This window comes from Thalassovita mangrovi (genome assembly GCF_009857745.1).
Classification (GTDB): domain Bacteria; phylum Pseudomonadota; class Alphaproteobacteria; order Rhodobacterales; family Rhodobacteraceae; genus Thalassobius; species Thalassobius mangrovi.
In genome coordinates, this window is the sequence record NZ_WWEN01000005.1 from 1 (window position 1) to 18,214 (window position 18,214).

Consider the following 18,214-nt stretch of genomic DNA (forward strand, 5'->3'; position numbering starts at 1 on the left):
CCGTGGTCAACGTGGCCGATCGTGCCGATGTTAACGTGCGGTTTAGAACGCTCAAACTTTTCCTTTGCCATGATGGCCTCCTTTATCTTGAAGGGGGGCCCGGTCGCCCGGACCCCCGAATTCGCTTAGGCGTATTTCGCCTGAATTTCGTCACTGATGTTCTGCGGCACCGGATCGTAGTGCGAGAACTGCATGGTGAACTGGGCGCGGCCCGACGACATCGAACGCAGGGTGTTGATGTAGCCGAACATGTTGGCCAGCGGAACGTTCGCATCGATGGCGATGGCGTTGCCGCGGTTTTCCTGGCCCGACACCTGGCCCCGACGCGAGGTCAGGTCGCCGATGATACCGCCGGTATATTCGTCCGGGGTGATCACTTCGACCTTCATGATCGGTTCCAGCAGTTTCGCACCGGCCTTTTTCAGACCTTCGCGCATCCCCGCACGGGCGGCGATTTCAAAGGCCAGAACCGACGAGTCGACGTCGTGATAGGCACCGTCGATCAGGGCAACCTTGAAGTCGATCACGGGGAAGCCGGCCAGCGGGCCGCTGTCCATGACGGACTGGATGCCTTTTTCGACACCGGGGATGTATTCCTTCGGCACCGAACCACCAACGATCTTGGATTCGAACGAATAACCTTCGCCCGCCTCGGTCGGGGTGATGACCATTTTGACGCGCGCGAACTGACCCGAACCACCCGACTGTTTCTTGTGGGTGTAGTCGACTTCGGCTTCGTGGCTGATGGTTTCACGGTATGCCACCTGCGGCGCACCGATGTTGGCCTCAACCTTGAATTCACGCTTCAGACGGTCAACCAGGATGTCCAGGTGAAGTTCGCCCATGCCCTTCATGATGGTCTGACCCGATTCCAGGTCGGTTTCCACGCGGAAGGACGGGTCTTCTGCGGCCAGACGGGCCAGACCCTGAGACATCTTTTCCTGGTCGCCCTTGGTTTTGGGTTCGACCGCGATCTCGATCACCGGATCGGGGAAGGTCATGGTTTCCAGAACCACCGGCGCCTTGGCGTCGCACAGGGTGTCACCGGTGGTGGTGTCTTTCAGACCCGCCAGCGCGATGATGTCGCCTGCGAAGGCTTCCTCGATTTCCTCGCGGTTGTTCGAGTGCATCATCATCATACGACCAACGCGTTCTTTCTTGCCTTTGGTCGAGTTCAGGATGCTGTCGCCCTTGTTCAGAACGCCCGAGTAAACCCGGGTGAAGGTCAGCGAGCCGACGAAGGGGTCGTTCATGATTTTGAACGCCAGGCCAGCGAAGGGCATGTCGTCGTCCGCGCGGCGGGCGATGTTACGCTCTTCGGTTTCGTCATCCGGCGAGAAGCCCATGTAATCGACAACGTCCAGCGGGCTGGGCAGGTAGTCGATCACGGCGTTCAGCAGCGGCTGCACGCCTTTGTTCTTGAACGCGGAACCGCCCAGAACCGGCACGAAGTTCAGAGCCAGGGTGCCCTTGCGCAGCAGTTTGCGCAGGGTGGCGACGTCGGGCTCTTCGCCTTCCAGGTAGGCTTCCATCGCGGCTTCGTCTTCTTCGACCGCGGCTTCGACCATCTTTTCGCGCCACTCGTTGGCCATGTCCTGCAGCTCGGCACGGATCGGGGCCTTGACCCACGATGCGCCCAGGTCTTCACCCTGCCACAGCCATTCTTCCATGGTGACCAGGTCGATCAGGCCTTCCAGCTCGGTTTCTGCGCCGATCGGGATACCGACGGGAACGGCACGCGCGCCGGTGCGGTCTTCGATCATGCGAACGCAGTTGAAGAAGTCCGCGCCGATCTTGTCCATCTTGTTGACGAAGACGATCCGCGGAACCTTGTAGCGGTCAGCCTGACGCCACACGGTTTCGGTCTGCGGCTCAACGCCGGCGTTGGCGTCGAGAACAGCAACCGCACCGTCGAGAACCGCCAGCGAACGTTCAACTTCGATGGTGAAGTCGACGTGGCCGGGGGTGTCGATGATGTTCATCCGGTGCTTAGGGGTATCGGCGTTTTCGCCGTCTTCGGTGCGTTCCCAGAAAGTGGTGGTCGCAGCCGAGGTGATGGTGATGCCGCGTTCCTGTTCCTGCTCCATCCAGTCCATGGTGGCCGCACCATCGTGCACCTCACCGATGTTGTGGGATTTGCCGGTGTAGTACAGGATACGTTCCGAGCAGGTGGTTTTCCCTGCATCGATGTGCGCCATGATACCGAAGTTGCGGTACAGTTCGAGCGGATATTCGCGTGCCATTGGTTTATGAACCTTTGTGGAATTACCAGCGGTAATGGCTGAACGCTTTGTTCGCGTCGGCCATCTTATGAGTATCTTCGCGCTTCTTCACGGCGGAACCGCGCGACTGGACGGCGTCCAGCAGCTCGCCTGCGAGGCGTTCTTCCATCGTGTTTTCGTTGCGGGCGCGCGAGGCCGAGATCAGCCAGCGGATCGCCAGGGCTTCGCGGCGCTCGGGGCGCACTTCGACGGGCACCTGGTAGGTTGCACCACCAACGCGGCGCGAACGAACTTCGACGGCCGGTTTGATGTTGTCCAGGGCTTCGTGGAAGACTTCGACGGGGGCGCGCTTGATCTTGCTCTCAATGCGGTCCAGCGCATTGTAGACGATCTTTTCCGCGACCGATTTCTTACCGTCGATCATCAGGTTGTTCATGAATTTGGTCAGCACGCGATCGCCATACTTGGCGTCGGGCAGGACTTCGCGCTTCTCAGCAGCGTGACGACGAGACATTCTGTGATCTCCTTACTTCGGACGCTTGGCGCCGTATTTCGAACGACGTTGCTTACGGTCTTTGACGCCCTGGGTATCCAGAACACCACGCAGGATGTGGTAACGGACACCCGGAAGGTCTTTCACACGGCCGCCACGGATCAGGACAACCGAGTGTTCCTGAAGGTTGTGGCTTTCACCGGGGATGTACGAGATGACTTCGAAACCGTTGGTCAGGCGGACCTTGGCAACCTTACGCATAGCCGAGTTCGGCTTCTTCGGCGTCGTGGTGTAAACCCGGGTGCAGACGCCGCGCTTCTGCGGGCACTGTTCCAGGTGCATGGATTTCGAACGTTTTACTTTGGGCTGCCGCGGTTTGCGGATCAGCTGCTGAATCGTTGGCATTGGGTCGCTTTCCCGTTTCCTAACACATCTGCCGGAGACCGGAGCCTCCGACGGTTTCAATTCGCTGCATCACGCGCGTCCGCATAACGCAAAAACCGCAATCGTTCCCATTCCGAGGCGAACGACGCGGTGAGTTCCCAGAGGTCCGAAGCTTCAAAGTAGCTCGGGACTTGGCCACTGCAATTTTGATATCGGCGTCAGGGGCGTCCCTCTTTGCCGGATGGTGGGCGTATAGGGGGAGTCGCCGGGCTTGTCAACAAGGCCAGCCCGGATGGCGTTATCCCGCGCTCAGCGCCGCCTCCCAGGCCGTTCTCAGCCGGTCGAGCGGGATGTTGAACCTCTCGTGCATGATCTCGGACAGCTTGTCCTTGTCGACCCAGGCCTCTTCGGAATTATACGGCTTGTAGCTGACCGAACTGTCGTTTTCGCCATGCGCCCCGCGCAGGAACATCGGCACCCGCGGGAAGGACAGCATCGGGATGCGCTTCCACATCTGCGCATGGTTGAAATGCAGCAGGCTTTCGTCCGATTGCGGCCGAAGATACAGCACCAGCCCCGGCGTCCAGTAACGCGCGGTGACCGGGATCAGGTCAATCCCCGACAGGTCGGTGCGCAGAATGAAGCCTCGGTTGAAATCCAGAGCCAACTTGCCGCCGTTGCGGTAAATCCCCTTCACTTTATAGAAGAAATCCCGGGTCCGTTCGACGAAATCCACCGCCACCGCATCATCGTCGTCGAGCCGGAATTCGGCTACCGCGCGCACCTCCATGTCGCGCTCGGCGACCATGACATCGCGGCAGATATCCTGATGCAGCCGCCCTTCCGGCGCGAAGACCGGCTTGATCTGGGGGATGTCGGAAATCAGTTCCAGCACCTTTGAACGCGCCGGATCGGGCAGGGTTTCGCCCATCAGCATGACGATGGTGAAATCCGGATCGGTCTGCACCCTGAGCGACGGCAACACCACGTGTTCGAGGTAGAACAGACGCAGCTGCAGCCGGACCGGATCGTAAAGCGCCGCGCGGATCGCGTCGATGCCGCCCGCGGTGTCCTTCTGAAACGCGCCCGGGGCGGACGGATAGGACCAGCGGCACAGGCCGAGGATTTGCACGTCTATCGTCAAGCGTTGCTCACCGGTTGCGTTTGGCCCTGCGGGCGATCTGCCCTTCGCGATAGAGCATGAAAATGCCGCTGCCGACAACGATCGCCGCGCCGATCAGGGTCAGCGGCGCCGGCCAGTCGCCGAACACGAACCATCCCAGCACCAGCGCCCAGATCAGCCCGGTATAGCGGAACGGCGCGATGAAGGTGATTTCCCCCACCCGCATCACCTGCACCGAAAACAGGTATCCGCCGATGATCGAAACCGACGCCGCGATGGTGAAGCCCCAGGCCCGCAGGTCCATCGGCACCCAATCCCGCCCCAGGCTGGCTAGGCCGAACACCACCATGATCGAAATCGACGTGGTCCAGGACACGAAGATCGAATGGGTCTGCGCCGACAGTTTGCGGGTCACCAGGTCGCGCAGCGTGACGAAGGCGACCGCGATCAGCACATAGACCGAATAGAAATTGAAATCTTCCGCCCCCGGCCGCACGATCAGCATCACCCCGGCCAGCCCGATCAGGATCGCGCTCAACCGCCGCCAGCCCAGCGTTTCACCGAAAAACAGCGCCGCGCACAGCGATACTGTCAGCGGCAGCGATTGCAGGATTGCCGTCACATTGGCGATCGGCATGTGAAACAGAGCGGTGAGGAAGAAATAGGCCGCCCCGACCTCGGCAACCGCCCGCAGCCCGATCAACCCCTTGTCGCGGCGCGGCATCCGCAGGTGCATCGCCCTGACCCGATAGACCCAGATGCCGGTCAGCACCGAGGTCAGCGCCCCGCGCAGGAACAATAGCTGGAACAGCGGCACAGCCCCGGCCAGAGCCTTCATGAATGTGTCGTTGATCGTGAAGGCCGCCATCGAGGCCATCATCAAAAGCGCGCCGCGCATATTGTCGGACAGGGGCATCTAGGACTCTCGAAAATTCAGTCCGGTCATTCCTGCGTATTTCCCGCGCCGGGTCCAGAGGGAAAACCACTTTCCCGCGCAGGGCCTTAGCCGGGACCTACCCGGATCGCTTGCCCTGCCCCTGCCCCGAACGAAAAAGGCCCCCGCGCTGCGGGGGCCTTTTCCTGATCTTTTGGGAACCGCTTACTCGTCGCGGCTTTCCGGCGTTTGCACCAGGTTGTCGAACTCGTCGCCGCCAACCGCATCGTCGATCGGAGCCGCCAGCGCTGCGGCCGCTTCGGCCTCCTCGCGGCGGGCTTCCAGCACGATGTTGTCGCGCGAACGGGCGATCTTGCGCACCCGCGCGGTGGCGCCACCGGTCCCGGCCGGGATCAGACGGCCGACAAGGATGTTTTCCTTGAGGCCGATCAGCCGGTCGCGCTTGCCCTGAACCGAAGCTTCGGTGAGCACGCGGGTGGTTTCCTGGAACGACGCCGCCGACATGAAGGACCGGGTCTGCAGCGACGCCTTGGTGATCCCCAAGAGGATCGGCGCGCCGGTCGCCGGACGGCCGCCGCGGGCGATCGCCTTTTCGTTGGCTTCGTCCAGTTCGGCCTTCTCGACATGTTCGCCCTTCAGCAGGGTGGTATCGCCGCTGTCGTCGATTTCCCATTTCTTCAGCATCTGGCGCACGATCACTTCGATGTGCTTGTCGTTGATCTTCACGCCCTGCAGACGATAGACCTCCTGCACCTCGTTGATCATGTAATCGGCCAGCGCGCCGACACCCATGATGGCCAGGATGTCATGCGGCGCCGGGTTGCCGTCCATGATGTAATCGCCCTTCTGCACGAAGTCGCCTTCCTGCACCGGGATGTGCTTGCCCTTGGGCACCATGTATTCCACGGGCTCGCGGGATTCATCCACAGGCTCGATCGAGATGCGGCGCTTGTTCTTGTAGTCGCGGCCGAAGCGCACGTAACCATCGATTTCGGCGATGATCGCGTGATCCTTCGGACGGCGCGCTTCGAACAGTTCCGCAACCCGCGGCAGACCACCGGTAATGTCCTTGGTCTTGGCGCCTTCACGCGGGATACGCGCGACGACGTCACCGGCCTGAACCGACTGACTGTCTTCGATCGACAGGATCGCATCCACCGACATCGGATAGGTCACCGGGTTGCCCGCATCGTTGCGGACCGGTTCGCCATCGGCGTCGACCAGGATGATTTCCGGCTTCAGCTCGTTGCCCTTGGGCGCGGCACGCCAGTCGATCACGATCTTCTGGGTCATGCCGGTGGCTTCGTCGGTTTCGTCGCGCACGGCGATACCGCTGACCAGGTCCACGAATTTCGCGGTACCGGACTTCTCGGCGATGATCGGCAGGGTATAGGGGTCCCATTCGAACAGCTTGTCGCCGCGCGAAACCTGCTGGCCTTCGGTCACGAATAGCTTCGTGCCGTAGCCCAGCTTGTGGCTGGCGCGCTCTTCGCCGTTCTCGTCCATGATCCGCAGCTTCATGTTCCGGCCAATGGTCAGAACTTCGCCGTTGGCGTTGGTGATCAGCTGTGCGTTTTCGTACTCGATCTTGCCGGACTGGCTGGCTTCGAGGAACGACTGCTGGCCACCCTGCGCAACGCCGCCGATGTGGAAGGTCCGCATCGTCAGCTGGGTGCCCGGTTCACCGATCGACTGCGCCGCGATGATGCCGACGGCTTCGCCGGTGTTCACCTTGGTACCACGCGCCAGGTCACGACCGTAGCAGGTGGCGCAGACGCCGTCTTCGGATTCACAGGTCAGCGGGCTGCGGATCTGCATCGACTGAACGCCGGCTTCCTCGATCGCGTCGGCGGTGCGTTCGTCGATCAGAGTGCCTTTCGCGAACAGAACCTCTTCGGTGCCCGGAACCTTCACGTCCTCGGCCGTGACACGGCCCAGGATGCGTTCGCCCAAGCTTGCGACGACTTCACCGTCGTTCACCGCCGCTTCGACATAGATCGAATTCTCGGTGCCGCAATCGTTTTCGCGAATGATGCAGTCCTGCGCAACGTCCACCAGACGACGGGTCAGGTAACCCGAGTTCGCCGTCTTCAGAGCCGTATCCGACAGACCTTTCCGCGCGCCGTGGGTCGAGTTGAAGTACTCAAGCACGGTCAGGCCTTCTTTAAAGTTCGAGATGATCGGCGTCTCGATGATGTCGCCGTTCGGCTTCGCCATCAGGCCGCGCATCCCGCCCAGCTGTTTCATCTGCGTGACCGAGCCCCGTGCACCGGAGTGGGCCATCATGTAAACGCTGTTCGGTTCCATCTCGGCGCCGTTTTCGTCCGTCTTCACGGCCGAAATGGTGCCCATCATCGCGTCGGTGACCTTGTCGTTACACTTCGACCAGGCGTCGACAACCTTGTTGTACTTTTCGCCCTGGGTGATCAGGCCGTCCATGTACTGTTGTTCGAAGTCTTTCACCTGATCGCGGGTTTCGTCGACGATTTCCCACTTGTTGTCGGGGATCACCATGTCGTCCTTGCCGAAGGAAATCCCGGCCTTGAACGCTTCGCGGAAACCCATCGACATGATCTGGTCGCAGAAGATGACCGATTCCTTCTGACCGCAGTAACGGTAGACGGTGTCGATGACCTGCTGCACTTCTTTCTTCCGCAGCAGGCGGTTGACCAGCTCGTAAGGCGCCTTGGCGTTCTGCGGCAGCAGCGCGCCCAGACGGACCCGGCCCGGCGTGGTTTCATAGCGCTTGACCACTTCCAGACCGTTTTCGTCGATCTGCGGGATACGTGCGGTGACCTTGGCGTGCAGGTGCACAGCGCCGGTATCCAGCGCGTATTGCACTTCCTCGATCGAGGAGAACACCATGCCTTCGCCCACCATGCCATCGCGCGCGATGGTGGTGTAGTAAAGGCCAAGGATCATATCCTGCGACGGAACGATGATCGGCGCGCCGTTGGCGGGCGACAGAACGTTGTTCGTCGACATCATCAGCACGCGCGCTTCCAGCTGCGCTTCCAGGCTCAGCGGCACGTGGACAGCCATCTGGTCGCCGTCGAAGTCGGCGTTGAACGCCGAACAGACCAGCGGGTGCAGCTGGATCGCCTTGCCTTCGATCAGCGTGGGTTCGAACGCCTGGATACCCAGACGGTGCAGCGTCGGCGCACGGTTCAGCAGAACCGGGTGTTCGCGGATCACTTCATCCAGGATATCCCAAACCTCGGGACGTTCCTTTTCCACCAGCTTCTTGGCCTGTTTCACGGTCGAAGACAGACCGCGCGCTTCCAGCCGCGAATAGATGAACGGCTTGAACAGCTCCAGCGCCATCTTCTTGGGCAGACCGCACTGGTGCAGCTTCAGTTCCGGGCCGGTCACGATGACCGAACGGCCCGAGAAGTCGACCCGCTTACCCAGAAGGTTCTGACGGAAGCGGCCCTGCTTACCTTTCAGCATGTCCGACAGCGATTTCAGCGGGCGTTTGTTGGCGCCGGTGATCACGCGGCCGCGGCGGCCGTTGTCGAACAGGGCGTCGACCGATTCCTGCAGCATCCGCTTTTCGTTGCGCACGATGATATCGGGCGCGCGCAGTTCGATCAGGCGCTTCAGACGGTTGTTCCGGTTGATCACCCGGCGGTACAGGTCGTTCAGGTCCGAGGTCGCGAAGCGGCCACCGTCCAGCGGCACCAGCGGGCGCAGTTCCGGCGGGATGACCGGGATCACGGTCATGATCATCCATTCCGGACGGTTGCCCGACTCCAGGAAGCTTTCGACCACTTTCAGGCGCTTGATGATCTTCTTGGGCTTCAGTTCGCCGGTGGCTTCGGCCAGGTCGGCGCGCAGCTGTTCGGCTTCTGCTTCCAGGTCGATCGCGGCCAGCATTTCGCGGATCGCTTCAGCGCCGATATTGGCGGTGAAGGCGTCCATGCCATAGGCGTCCTGGGCGTCCATGAATTCTTCTTCGGTCATCATCTGGCCGTATTGCAGGTCGGTCAGACCCGGCTCGATGACGACGTAGTTTTCGAAATACAGGACACGTTCCAGATCGCGCAGCGTCATGTCCAGCATCAGGCCGATGCGGGACGGCAGCGATTTCAGGAACCAGATATGAGCGACCGGCGAGGCCAGTTCGATATGGCCCATGCGCTCGCGGCGGACCTTTTGCAGCGTGACTTCCACACCGCATTTTTCGCAGACGACGCCGCGATATTTCATCCGCTTATATTTGCCGCACAGACATTCGTAATCTTTGATCGGGCCAAAGATCCGGGCGCAGAACAGGCCGTCGCGCTCGGGCTTGAAGGTCCGGTAGTTGATCGTCTCGGGCTTTTTGATCTCGCCATAGGACCACGACAGGATCCGCTCGGGCGATGCCAGCGAGACGCGGATTTCGTCGAATACCTTCGGCGGGGTCAGCGGGTTAAACGGGTTGTTGGTGAGTTCCTGGTTCATTTTGATACCTCAAATCTTGCGGAAGGGGGGATGGGAGAGAGGGCGCGCGCCCTCACTCCTTTTCCTCCGCATCCAGGAGTTCCATGTTGAGGCCCAGACCCCGGACCTCCTTGACCAGAACGTTGAACGATTCCGGCACGCCGGCCTCGAAGTTGTCCTCGCCCTTGACGATGCTTTCATAGACCTTGGTCCGGCCGGCCACGTCATCCGACTTCACCGTCAGCATTTCCTGCAGGGTGTAGGCGGCGCCGTAGGCTTCCAGAGCCCAGACTTCCATCTCACCGAAGCGCTGACCGCCGAACTGTGCCTTACCGCCCAGCGGCTGCTGGGTGACCAGGCTGTACGGGCCGGTGGAACGTGCGTGGATCTTGTCGTCGACCAGGTGGTGCAGTTTCAGCAGGTATTTCATACCCACGGTCACCTTGCGGCTGAACTGTTCGCCGGTACGGCCGTCGTACAGAACCGACTGACCGGATTGGTCGAAACCAGCGCGCTTCAGCGCGTCGTTCACATCCGCTTCCTTCGCACCGTCGAAGACCGGCGTCGCGATCGGAACACCGCGGGTCACGTTGCCTGCGGCTTCGACCAGACGGTCTTCGTCCATGTCGGCGATGCCTTCTTCATAGACGTCGTCGCCATACACGATCCGCATCGCTTCGCGCACCGGGGTCAGGTCGCCGGAACGGCGGTAATCCTGCAGCGCATCGTCCACCTTCAGACCCAGACCGCGTGCGGCCCAACCCATGTGGGTTTCAAGGATCTGACCGACGTTCATACGCGACGGCACGCCCAGCGGGTTCAGACAGAAGTCGACCGGGGTCCCGTCCTGCAGGAAGGGCATGTCTTCCATCGGGACAACGCGGGAAATAACACCCTTGTTGCCGTGACGGCCGGCCATCTTGTCGCCCGGCTGCAGCTTGCGCTTCACCGCGATGAAGACCTTGACCATCTTCATCACGCCCGGCGGCAGGTCGTCGCCACGGCGGACTTTTTCGACCTTGTCCTCGAAACGGGCATCCAGGGCGCGTTTCTGCACTTCGTACTGTTCGTGCAGCGCCTCGACCACCTGGGCGTCGGATTCTTCTTCCAGCGCCAGCTGCCACCACTGACCGCGGGTCAGGGTTTCCAGCAGTTCCTCGGTGATGACGGAGCTCGCCTTGACGCCTTTCGGGCCCTTCACGGCGACCTTGCCCAGGATCATGTCCTTCAGACGGGCATAGATGTTGCGATCCAGGATCGCCAGCTCGTCGTCGCGGTCACGGGCCAGACGTTCGACCTCTTCGCGTTCGATCTGCAGCGCACGTTCGTCTTTCTCGACGCCGTGACGGTTGAAGACGCGAACCTCGACCACGGTGCCGAAATCGCCCGGCTTCACGCGCAGCGAGGTGTCGCGCACGTCCGATGCCTTTTCGCCGAAGATGGCGCGCAGCAGCTTTTCTTCCGGGGTCATCGGGCTTTCGCCCTTCGGGGTGATCTTACCGACCAGGATATCGCCCGGTTCCACATCCGCGCCGATGTAAACGATGCCAGCCTCGTCGAGGTTGCGCAGCGCTTCTTCACCGACGTTGGGGATGTCGCGGGTGATTTCTTCCGGCCCAAGCTTGGTGTCACGGGCGGCGACTTCGAATTCCTCGATATGGATCGAGGTGAACACGTCGTCGCGCGCGATGCGCTCGGAGATCAGGATCGAGTCTTCGTAGTTGTAACCGTTCCAGGGCATGAACGCGACGATCACGTTCTTGCCGAGCGCCAGTTCACCCATATCGGTGGACGGGCCGTCGGCGATCACTTCGCCCTTGGTGACGGTCTGGCCCACCTTCACCAGCGGACGCTGGTTGATGCAGGTGTTCTGGTTCGAACGCTGGAACTTGCGCATCCGGTAGATGTCGACGCCGGCATCGCCCAGTTCCAGATCCTCGGTGGCGCGGATCACGATACGCTGCGCATCGATCTGGTCGATGATGCCGCCGCGCTTGGCCATGATCGCAGCGCCCGAGTCGCGGGCCACGATTTCTTCGATACCGGTACCGACCAGCGGCGCTTCTGCGCGCAGCAGCGGAACCGCCTGACGTTGCATGTTCGCACCCATCAGAGCGCGGTTGGCGTCGTCGTTTTCCAGGAACGGGATCAGCGAGGCACCGACCGAAACCAGCTGTTTCGGCGACACGTCGATCAGGTCCACGCTTTCACGCGGCGCCAGGGTGTAATCGCCCGACTGACGGGTCGACACCAGGTCGTTGATGAACTTGCCGTCCTCGTCCAGCGATGCGTTGGCCTGCGCCACGGTGTGACGCATTTCCTCGGTCGCGGACATGTAGTGCACTTCGTCGGTCACCTTGGCGTCGCTGACGACGCGATACGGGGTTTCGATGAAGCCGTACTTGTTCACGCGGGCGAAAGTGGCCAGCGAGTTGATCAGACCGATGTTCGGACCTTCCGGCGTTTCAATCGGGCACATCCGGCCATAGTGGGTCGGGTGCACGTCGCGGACCTCGAAGCCCGCGCGTTCGCGGGTCAGGCCGCCCGGCCCAAGCGCCGACAGGCGGCGTTTGTGGGTGACTTCCGACAGCGGGTTGGTCTGGTCCATGAACTGCGACAGCTGCGACGAGCCGAAGAATTCGCGGACGGCAGCGGCAGCCGGTTTCGCGTTGATCAGGTCCTGCGGCATGACGGTGTCGATTTCGACCGACGACATGCGTTCCTTGATCGCGCGTTCCATGCGCAGCAGGCCGACGCGATACTGGTTTTCCATCAGTTCGCCGACCGACCGGACGCGGCGGTTGCCGAGGTGGTCGATGTCGTCGACTTCGCCCTGGCCGTCGCGCAGTTCGACCAGCGCCTTGATGCAGGAAATGATGTCTTCCTTGCGCAGGGTCCGCTGGGTGTCTTCGGCATCCAGCGCCAGGCGCATGTTCATTTTCACCCGGCCAACGGCGGACAGGTCGTAACGCTCGGAATCGAAGAACAGCGTGTCGAACAGCGCCGAGGCTGCTTCGACGGTCGGCGGCTCACCCGGGCGCATGACGCGGTAGATGTCCATCAGCGCGGTGTCGCGGCCCATGTTCTTGTCGGCCGCCATGGTGTTGCGCATGTAGGCGCCCACGGTGATGTTGTCGATGTCGAGAACCGGGATCGTGGTGATGCCGGCATCGACCAGATCCTTCACGGTGCCGCCGATCAGATCGCCGTCCTTGTCGTATTCCAGGGTCAGCTCATCGCCGGCTTCGACATAGATCGCGCCGGTTTCTTCGTTGATGATGTCCTTGGCGACGAATTTGCCGACGATGTGCTCGAACGGAACCAGCAGTTCGGTGATCTTGCCTTCGTCGATGATCTTCTTGACGGCGCGCGGGGTGACCTTCTTGGTCGCTTCGCAGATGATTTCGCCGGTGGCCGCGTCGACCAGGTCATAGGTGGGACGGGTGCCGCGCACGCGCTCGGGGAAGAACTTGGTGACCCAGCCCTTGCCCTTTTCCAGCTTGAAATCGACGGTGTTGTAATAGGCATCCATGATGCCTTCCTGGTCCAGGCCCAGTGCGTACAGCAGGGTGGTCACAGGCAGTTTGCGGCGACGGTCGATGCGCGCAAACACGATATCCTTGGCGTCGAATTCGAAATCCAGCCACGAGCCGCGATAGGGAATGATGCGGCAGGCGAAGAGCAGCTTGCCCGAGCTGTGAGTCTTGCCTTTATCGTGATCGAAGAACACGCCCGGCGACCGGTGCATCTGCGAAACGATCACGCGTTCGGTGCCGTTCACGATGAAGGTGCCGTTCGGAGTCATCAGGGGCATGTCGCCCATGAAGACGTCCTGTTCCTTGATGTCCTTGACCGATTTCGCGCCGGTGTCTTCGTCCACATCGAACACGATCAGGCGCAGGGTGACCTTCAGCGGCGCGCTGTAGGTCATGTCGCGCTGCATGCATTCCTCGACGTCGTATTTCGGCTTTTCCAGCTCGTATTTCACGAATTCCAGGACGGAGGTTTCGTTGAAATCCTTGATCGGGAAAACCGACTGGAACACGCCCATGATGCCTTCGCCATCGGTGGGTTGTTCGGCATCGCCGGAACGGAGGAAGAGGTCGTACGAGGATTTCTGAACCTCGATCAGGTTCGGCATCTCCAGCACTTCGCGGATTTTGCCGTAATATTTACGCAAACGTTTCTGGCCAAGGAAGCTTTGAGCCATGACAGTCGTCACCTTTCGTTTCCAATCGGTCCATGCCTGCCGTCGGGCACCGGCGGCACGTCCATTTGAAACAGGTCGATTACGATCCATTCATGGCCTCTGTCCCACCAGAAGCCTCCCGATCACAGAACCAAACCTTAGGAAACGCCCCTACCCTACCAGATCGAGGGGCCCTTGCTAAGACAGGTTCGGCTGGGCCCGGATTTCCCGGACCCAGCCTCAATTTTCAGCGGGACAATTCTGTCCCCGAACCGATTACTTCAGTTCGATTTCTGCGCCAGCTGCTTCCAGCTTGCTCTTGATTTCTTCGGCTTCGTCTTTCGACACGCCTTCTTTCACGGCTTTGCCGCCTGCTTCGACCAGTTCTTTGGCTTCTTTCAGGCCCAGACCGGTGATGCCGCGGACTTCCTTGATCACGTTAATCTTGGAGGCGCCGGCCGACTTCAGGATGACGTCGAATTCGGTCTTTTCTTCGGCAGCTGCGCCACCGGCGTCGCCGCCTGCAGCCGCGACCATCACAGCGCCGCCAGCGGCGGGCTCGATGCCGTATTCGTCTTTCAGGATGGTTTTCAGTTCTTGAGCTTCCAGCAGGGTCAGACCCACGATTTGCTCAGCAAGTGCTTTCAGATCAGCCATTTTACTGTTTTCCGTTCGTTTAGATGTGTTCCAACGTGAAGGTTATTCACCCCACGCAGATCAAAGGGTTGCTTACGCGGCTTCCGCCTTCTCTTCGATGGTCGAAAGGATGCTCGCGATGTTCGAAGCAGGTGCGCCAATCGCGCCGGCGATGTTCGAAGCGGGGGCGCCGATACAACCAACGATCGAGGCAATAAGCTCCTCGCGCGAAGGCATTTTCGACACGGCTTCAACACCGGCACGGTCCAGAGCGTTCTCGCCCATTGCACCGCCAAGGATTTCGAATTTCGAATTTTCCTTAGCGAAGCCCTCGGCCACCTTGGCTGCTGCCACGGGGTCCTCGGAATAGGTCAGAACGGTCATGCCCGAAAGGTAATCAGCAATGCTTGCGCAGGGCTTTCCTTCCAGAGCGATTTTGGCGAGCCTGTTCTTGGCGACGCGAACGGACCCACCCGCTTCGCGTGCGCGTGCGCGAAGGTCCTGCATCTCAGCAACCGTGAGACCTGCGTAATGGGCTACGACCACAACGCCAGAGCTTTCAAAGATCTGGCCGAGTTCCTCGACCACCTTCTCTTTTTGTGCTCTATCCACAGTTTCACTCCAATTATGGGGGTTGCCCCCCGGCTCATTTAGCCGGGCGAACCCGGCGACTAAGTCCGACTACGGGGCTAAGCCAAAATCGCCCGAGGAACCCCAGGCTGAATTGGTTACTCCCGTCTCAGGCAGGAAATTAAGGCATCGGATGACACCACCCACCGTCTTGGACGAAACGAAATAAAGCGCACGACGAATCGCACGCTTTACTCCGCAGGTGTGAATAGAACAGTTCCAGGAGCTTTCCAAGGGGGTAGCAAGTAAAAAATCTCGCCCCCTTCGGCATCAATGCCAATACTGCCTGTCAACCAAAATTCGCTACATGATTGATTTGCGGCAAATTTATGCTAACTTGAGGGTGTTTTTAGAAATTTTATTTAAGGCTTTCTGCATGGAACTCCTTCTCTTGGCAACTCTTTTGATCGGTGTCCCCCTGTTCGCCTCGGACACGTCCGAGGACGAACCGGCAGACAATGAAACCGTTGAGGAACCGCTTGACCTGACCGGCAGCGACCAACGGGACACGCTCGAGGGCGGCGCGCTCAACGACACGATCAGCGGCGCGGGCGATAGCGATTCACTGCTTGGCCACGAAGGCGACGACCTGCTTGATGGCGGCGAAGGCCAAGACAGGATTTTCGGCGCGGACGGCAACGACACCGTTTATGGCGGCACGGGCGCCGATATCATCGATGGCGGCGCCGGAAATGATTGGATCGACGCCGGCACCATGGCCGATTCCGTGAACGGCGGGGATCATTCGGACACGCTGATTGGCGGCAGTGGGCACGACACGCTAGCCGGCGACGCGCCACAGCAAGGCATCGGCGGCGATCAACCTGGCAACGACCTTCTCTATGGCGATGCCGGCAACGACTGGCTGGGCGGCAATGGCGGCACCGACACGCTTATCGGCGGCGACGGGGACGACAAGATAATCGACTTTGACCTCGCATATTATGACGGGCCCAACGAAAGCCTGGTCGATGGCGGCGCCGGAAACGACACCATACAGGTCGATGCGGGCAGCACGATCACCGGCGGCGACGGTGAAGACGAAATAATGGTCTATCAGACCCAGGACAGCAGCAGCGTCACCGAAATCACCGACTTCGATCCGGCCGAAGACCGGCTGCAGATCGTGCTGGAGCTGGAAACCGAAACCACCGACCAGTTTTCGGTCTCGGACACCGAGGACGGAACCGGGGCCGAGATCCTGCTCGGCGACAACGTCATCGCCACCCTGCCCGGCGCGGCGGGCCTGCAGGAGAGCGATGTGGAATTCGTCGTCGTATTGGCCCCCTCGGTCGACGACTACCAGGACGGCGCGGCCAACACGACGATCACCGGCAATGGCAGCGACAACATCCTGCAAGGCGGCGACGGGGATGACGCGCTCCTCCTCGCGAATGGGCAGGGCATTTATTACCAGGTCGGCTCCAACGGCGGAGAAGACATGGCCTTCGGTGGCGCCGGCAACGATACGCTGGAAGGCCAAGGCGGATTGTATGACTCTTCTGCCTGGGACGATGAGGGGAATTGGGTTGAGGCCCATCTCACGAACCAGGCAGACACGCTGATTGGCGGCGCAGGCGACGATGTGTTCCTGTCCTACAACGGCAACGAACTGACCGGGGGCGAAGGTGCCGATGTCTTTGGCATCGCGCATGAAACGCCGGAACATACCGAAAACCTGGCGTTTGCGCCGACCGTGATCACCGATTTCGACCCGGCCGAGGACAGTATCGCGGTGCAGATGGGCCCCATTTACGGTTGGTCCAGCTACGAAACCGTTTCGGTCGAGGTTTGGGAAGATGGCACCGGCGCGGATATCCTGCTGGACGGCGCCGTCGTCGCGCAGGTTCACGGCGGTCAATCGCTGACCGCGGACCAGATCCAGCAGGTGCAAGCGCTGACCGATCTGCCCTAGAGCCACCCCGACCGGGAATCCCGCGATCGATGACATTCAGGCAGACAAGAAAAAAGCACCCCCGAGGGGGGTGCTTTTCAATTCACTGTTCCGGCATGAGTGCCGAAATCACTCGACGTTGGCCGATGCGATGTCGACGCTGACGCCCGGGCCCATGGTCGAGCTGATCGCGATCTTCTTCATGTAGGCACCCTTGGCGCCCGACGGCTTGGCCTTGGCCACGGCCGACACGAATGCCTTGATGTTCTCGACCAGCTTGGCCTCATCGAACGATGCCTTGCCGACGCCGGCGTGAACCACGCCTGCCTTTTCGGCGCGGAACTGAACCTCACCGCCCTTGGCGGCTTCGATGGCTTCTTTCACGTCCATGGTCACGGTGCCGACCTTGGGGTTCGGCATCAGGTTGCGCGGACCCAGAACCTTACCCAGACGGCCGACGATCGGCATCATGTCCGGGGTGGCGATGCAGCGGTCGAATTCGATCGTGCCGCCCTGGATGGTTTCCATCAGGTCCTCGGCGCCAACGATATCCGCGCCTGCGGCCTGGGCTTCTTCCGCCTTGGGGCCACGTGCGAACACGGCGACGCGCATGGTCTTGCCGGTGCCGTTGGGCAGGCTGACCACGCCGCGAACCATCTGGTCTGCGTGACGGGTGTCGACGCCCAGGTTCATCGCGATTTCGATGGTTTCGTCGAACTTGGCGTTGGCGTTTGCCTTGACCAGTGCGACGGCTTCTTCAACCGTCAGGTTCTGCTTGCCTGCGAAGGCTTCACGAGCTGCTGCGGTGCGTTTTCCGACTTTTGCCATCTTACTTCACCTCAATGCCCATGGAACGGGCCGAGCCCAGGATGATCTGCATCGCCGCGTCGACGTCGTTGGCGTTCAGATCTTTCATCTTGGCTTCGGCGATTTCTTTCACCTGTGCCACGGTCACCGAACCCACGGTTTCACGGCCGGGGTTGTTGGCGCCCGACTTCAGCTTGGCAGCTTTCTTCAGGAAGTAAGACGCGGGCGGCGTCTTGATGTCCATGGTGAAGGACTTGTCCTGGTAGTAGCTGATGACGGTCGGGCAGGGTGCGCCCGGGTCCATGTCCTGCGTCTTGGCGTTGAACGCCTTGCAGAATTCCATGATGTTGATGCCGCGCTGCCCCAGGGCCGGACCAACCGGCGGGGACGGGTTTGCTTGACCGGCGGGCACCTGCAGTTTCAGCGTGCCTACGAGCTTCTTGGCCATGAGGCCTCTCCTTTTTCCAACACCCCGCGGACGCGTCCGAAGGGCTTCTCAGTTGTGTGGTCTGGTCC

Annotated in this window: 12 protein-coding genes and 1 pseudogene; 1 reads left to right on the forward strand and 12 read right to left on the reverse strand. The window is 60.8% G+C overall.

All coding sequences use genetic code 11. From position 1 onward, the window contains the following. The 10 genes and pseudogenes from GR167_RS20435 to rplJ all read right to left on the reverse strand — a co-directional run. Positions 1-71 (reverse strand): annotated as a pseudogene (locus tag GR167_RS20435) (GTP-binding protein); the annotation flags it as partial. Between the two features lie 54 nt (positions 72-125). Beyond that, the gene (gene fusA / locus GR167_RS12205) at positions 126-2,243 is read right to left on the reverse strand and encodes an elongation factor G (protein ID WP_160973864.1); all 2,118 of its coding nucleotides are present in this window, start codon (positions 2,241-2,243) and stop codon (positions 126-128) included. Positions 2,244-2,265: 22 nt separating this feature from the next. Continuing rightward, the gene (gene rpsG, locus GR167_RS12210) at positions 2,266-2,736 is read right to left on the reverse strand and encodes a 30S ribosomal protein S7 (protein WP_160973865.1); all 471 of its coding nucleotides are present in this window, start codon (positions 2,734-2,736) and stop codon (positions 2,266-2,268) included. 12 nt (positions 2,737-2,748) lie between these two features. Next, positions 2,749-3,120: a 30S ribosomal protein S12 gene (gene rpsL / locus GR167_RS12215; RefSeq protein WP_005621086.1), complete on the reverse strand. Its 372-nt coding sequence runs from the start codon at positions 3,118-3,120 to the stop codon at positions 2,749-2,751. 277 nt (positions 3,121-3,397) lie between these two features. Next, the gene (locus GR167_RS12220; protein WP_160973866.1) at positions 3,398-4,243 is read right to left on the reverse strand and encodes a glycosyltransferase; all 846 of its coding nucleotides are present in this window, start codon (positions 4,241-4,243) and stop codon (positions 3,398-3,400) included. A gap of 7 nt (positions 4,244-4,250) precedes the next feature. Continuing rightward, complete coding sequence (locus tag GR167_RS12225) at positions 4,251-5,138, reverse strand: DMT family transporter (RefSeq protein WP_160973868.1); 888 nt, start codon at positions 5,136-5,138, stop codon at positions 4,251-4,253. A gap of 183 nt (positions 5,139-5,321) precedes the next feature. Next, entirely contained in the window at positions 5,322-9,563 is a 4,242-nt protein-coding gene (gene rpoC / locus GR167_RS12230) for a DNA-directed RNA polymerase subunit beta' (RefSeq protein ID WP_160973870.1), read from the reverse strand. 52 nt (positions 9,564-9,615) lie between these two features. Beyond that, entirely contained in the window at positions 9,616-13,752 is a 4,137-nt protein-coding gene (gene rpoB, locus GR167_RS12235; protein WP_160973872.1) for a DNA-directed RNA polymerase subunit beta, read from the reverse strand. A gap of 255 nt (positions 13,753-14,007) precedes the next feature. Further along, positions 14,008-14,388: a 50S ribosomal protein L7/L12 gene (gene rplL, locus GR167_RS12240; protein WP_160973874.1), complete on the reverse strand. Its 381-nt coding sequence runs from the start codon at positions 14,386-14,388 to the stop codon at positions 14,008-14,010. Positions 14,389-14,460: 72 nt separating this feature from the next. Continuing rightward, a complete protein-coding gene (gene rplJ / locus GR167_RS12245; protein ID WP_160973875.1) occupies positions 14,461-14,979 on the reverse strand; it encodes a 50S ribosomal protein L10 in 519 nt (172 codons plus the stop codon). 394 nt (positions 14,980-15,373) lie between these two features. Between rplJ and GR167_RS12250 the strand changes: the two genes are divergently transcribed. Beyond that, on the forward strand, positions 15,374-16,912 hold the full coding sequence (locus GR167_RS12250) for a calcium-binding protein (protein WP_160973876.1): 1,539 nt from the start codon (positions 15,374-15,376) through the stop codon (positions 16,910-16,912). Between the two features lie 108 nt (positions 16,913-17,020). Here the strand turns inward: GR167_RS12250 and rplA are convergent, their stop codons facing one another. Further along, on the reverse strand, positions 17,021-17,719 hold the full coding sequence (gene rplA, locus GR167_RS12255; protein ID WP_160973878.1) for a 50S ribosomal protein L1: 699 nt from the start codon (positions 17,717-17,719) through the stop codon (positions 17,021-17,023). A gap of 1 nt (position 17,720) precedes the next feature. Continuing rightward, positions 17,721-18,146 carry a 50S ribosomal protein L11 gene (rplK, locus tag GR167_RS12260; RefSeq protein WP_160973880.1) on the reverse strand — a complete coding sequence of 142 codons (426 nt, stop codon included), beginning with the start codon at positions 18,144-18,146 and terminating at the stop codon, positions 17,721-17,723. Between the last annotated feature and the right edge of the window lie 68 nt (positions 18,147-18,214).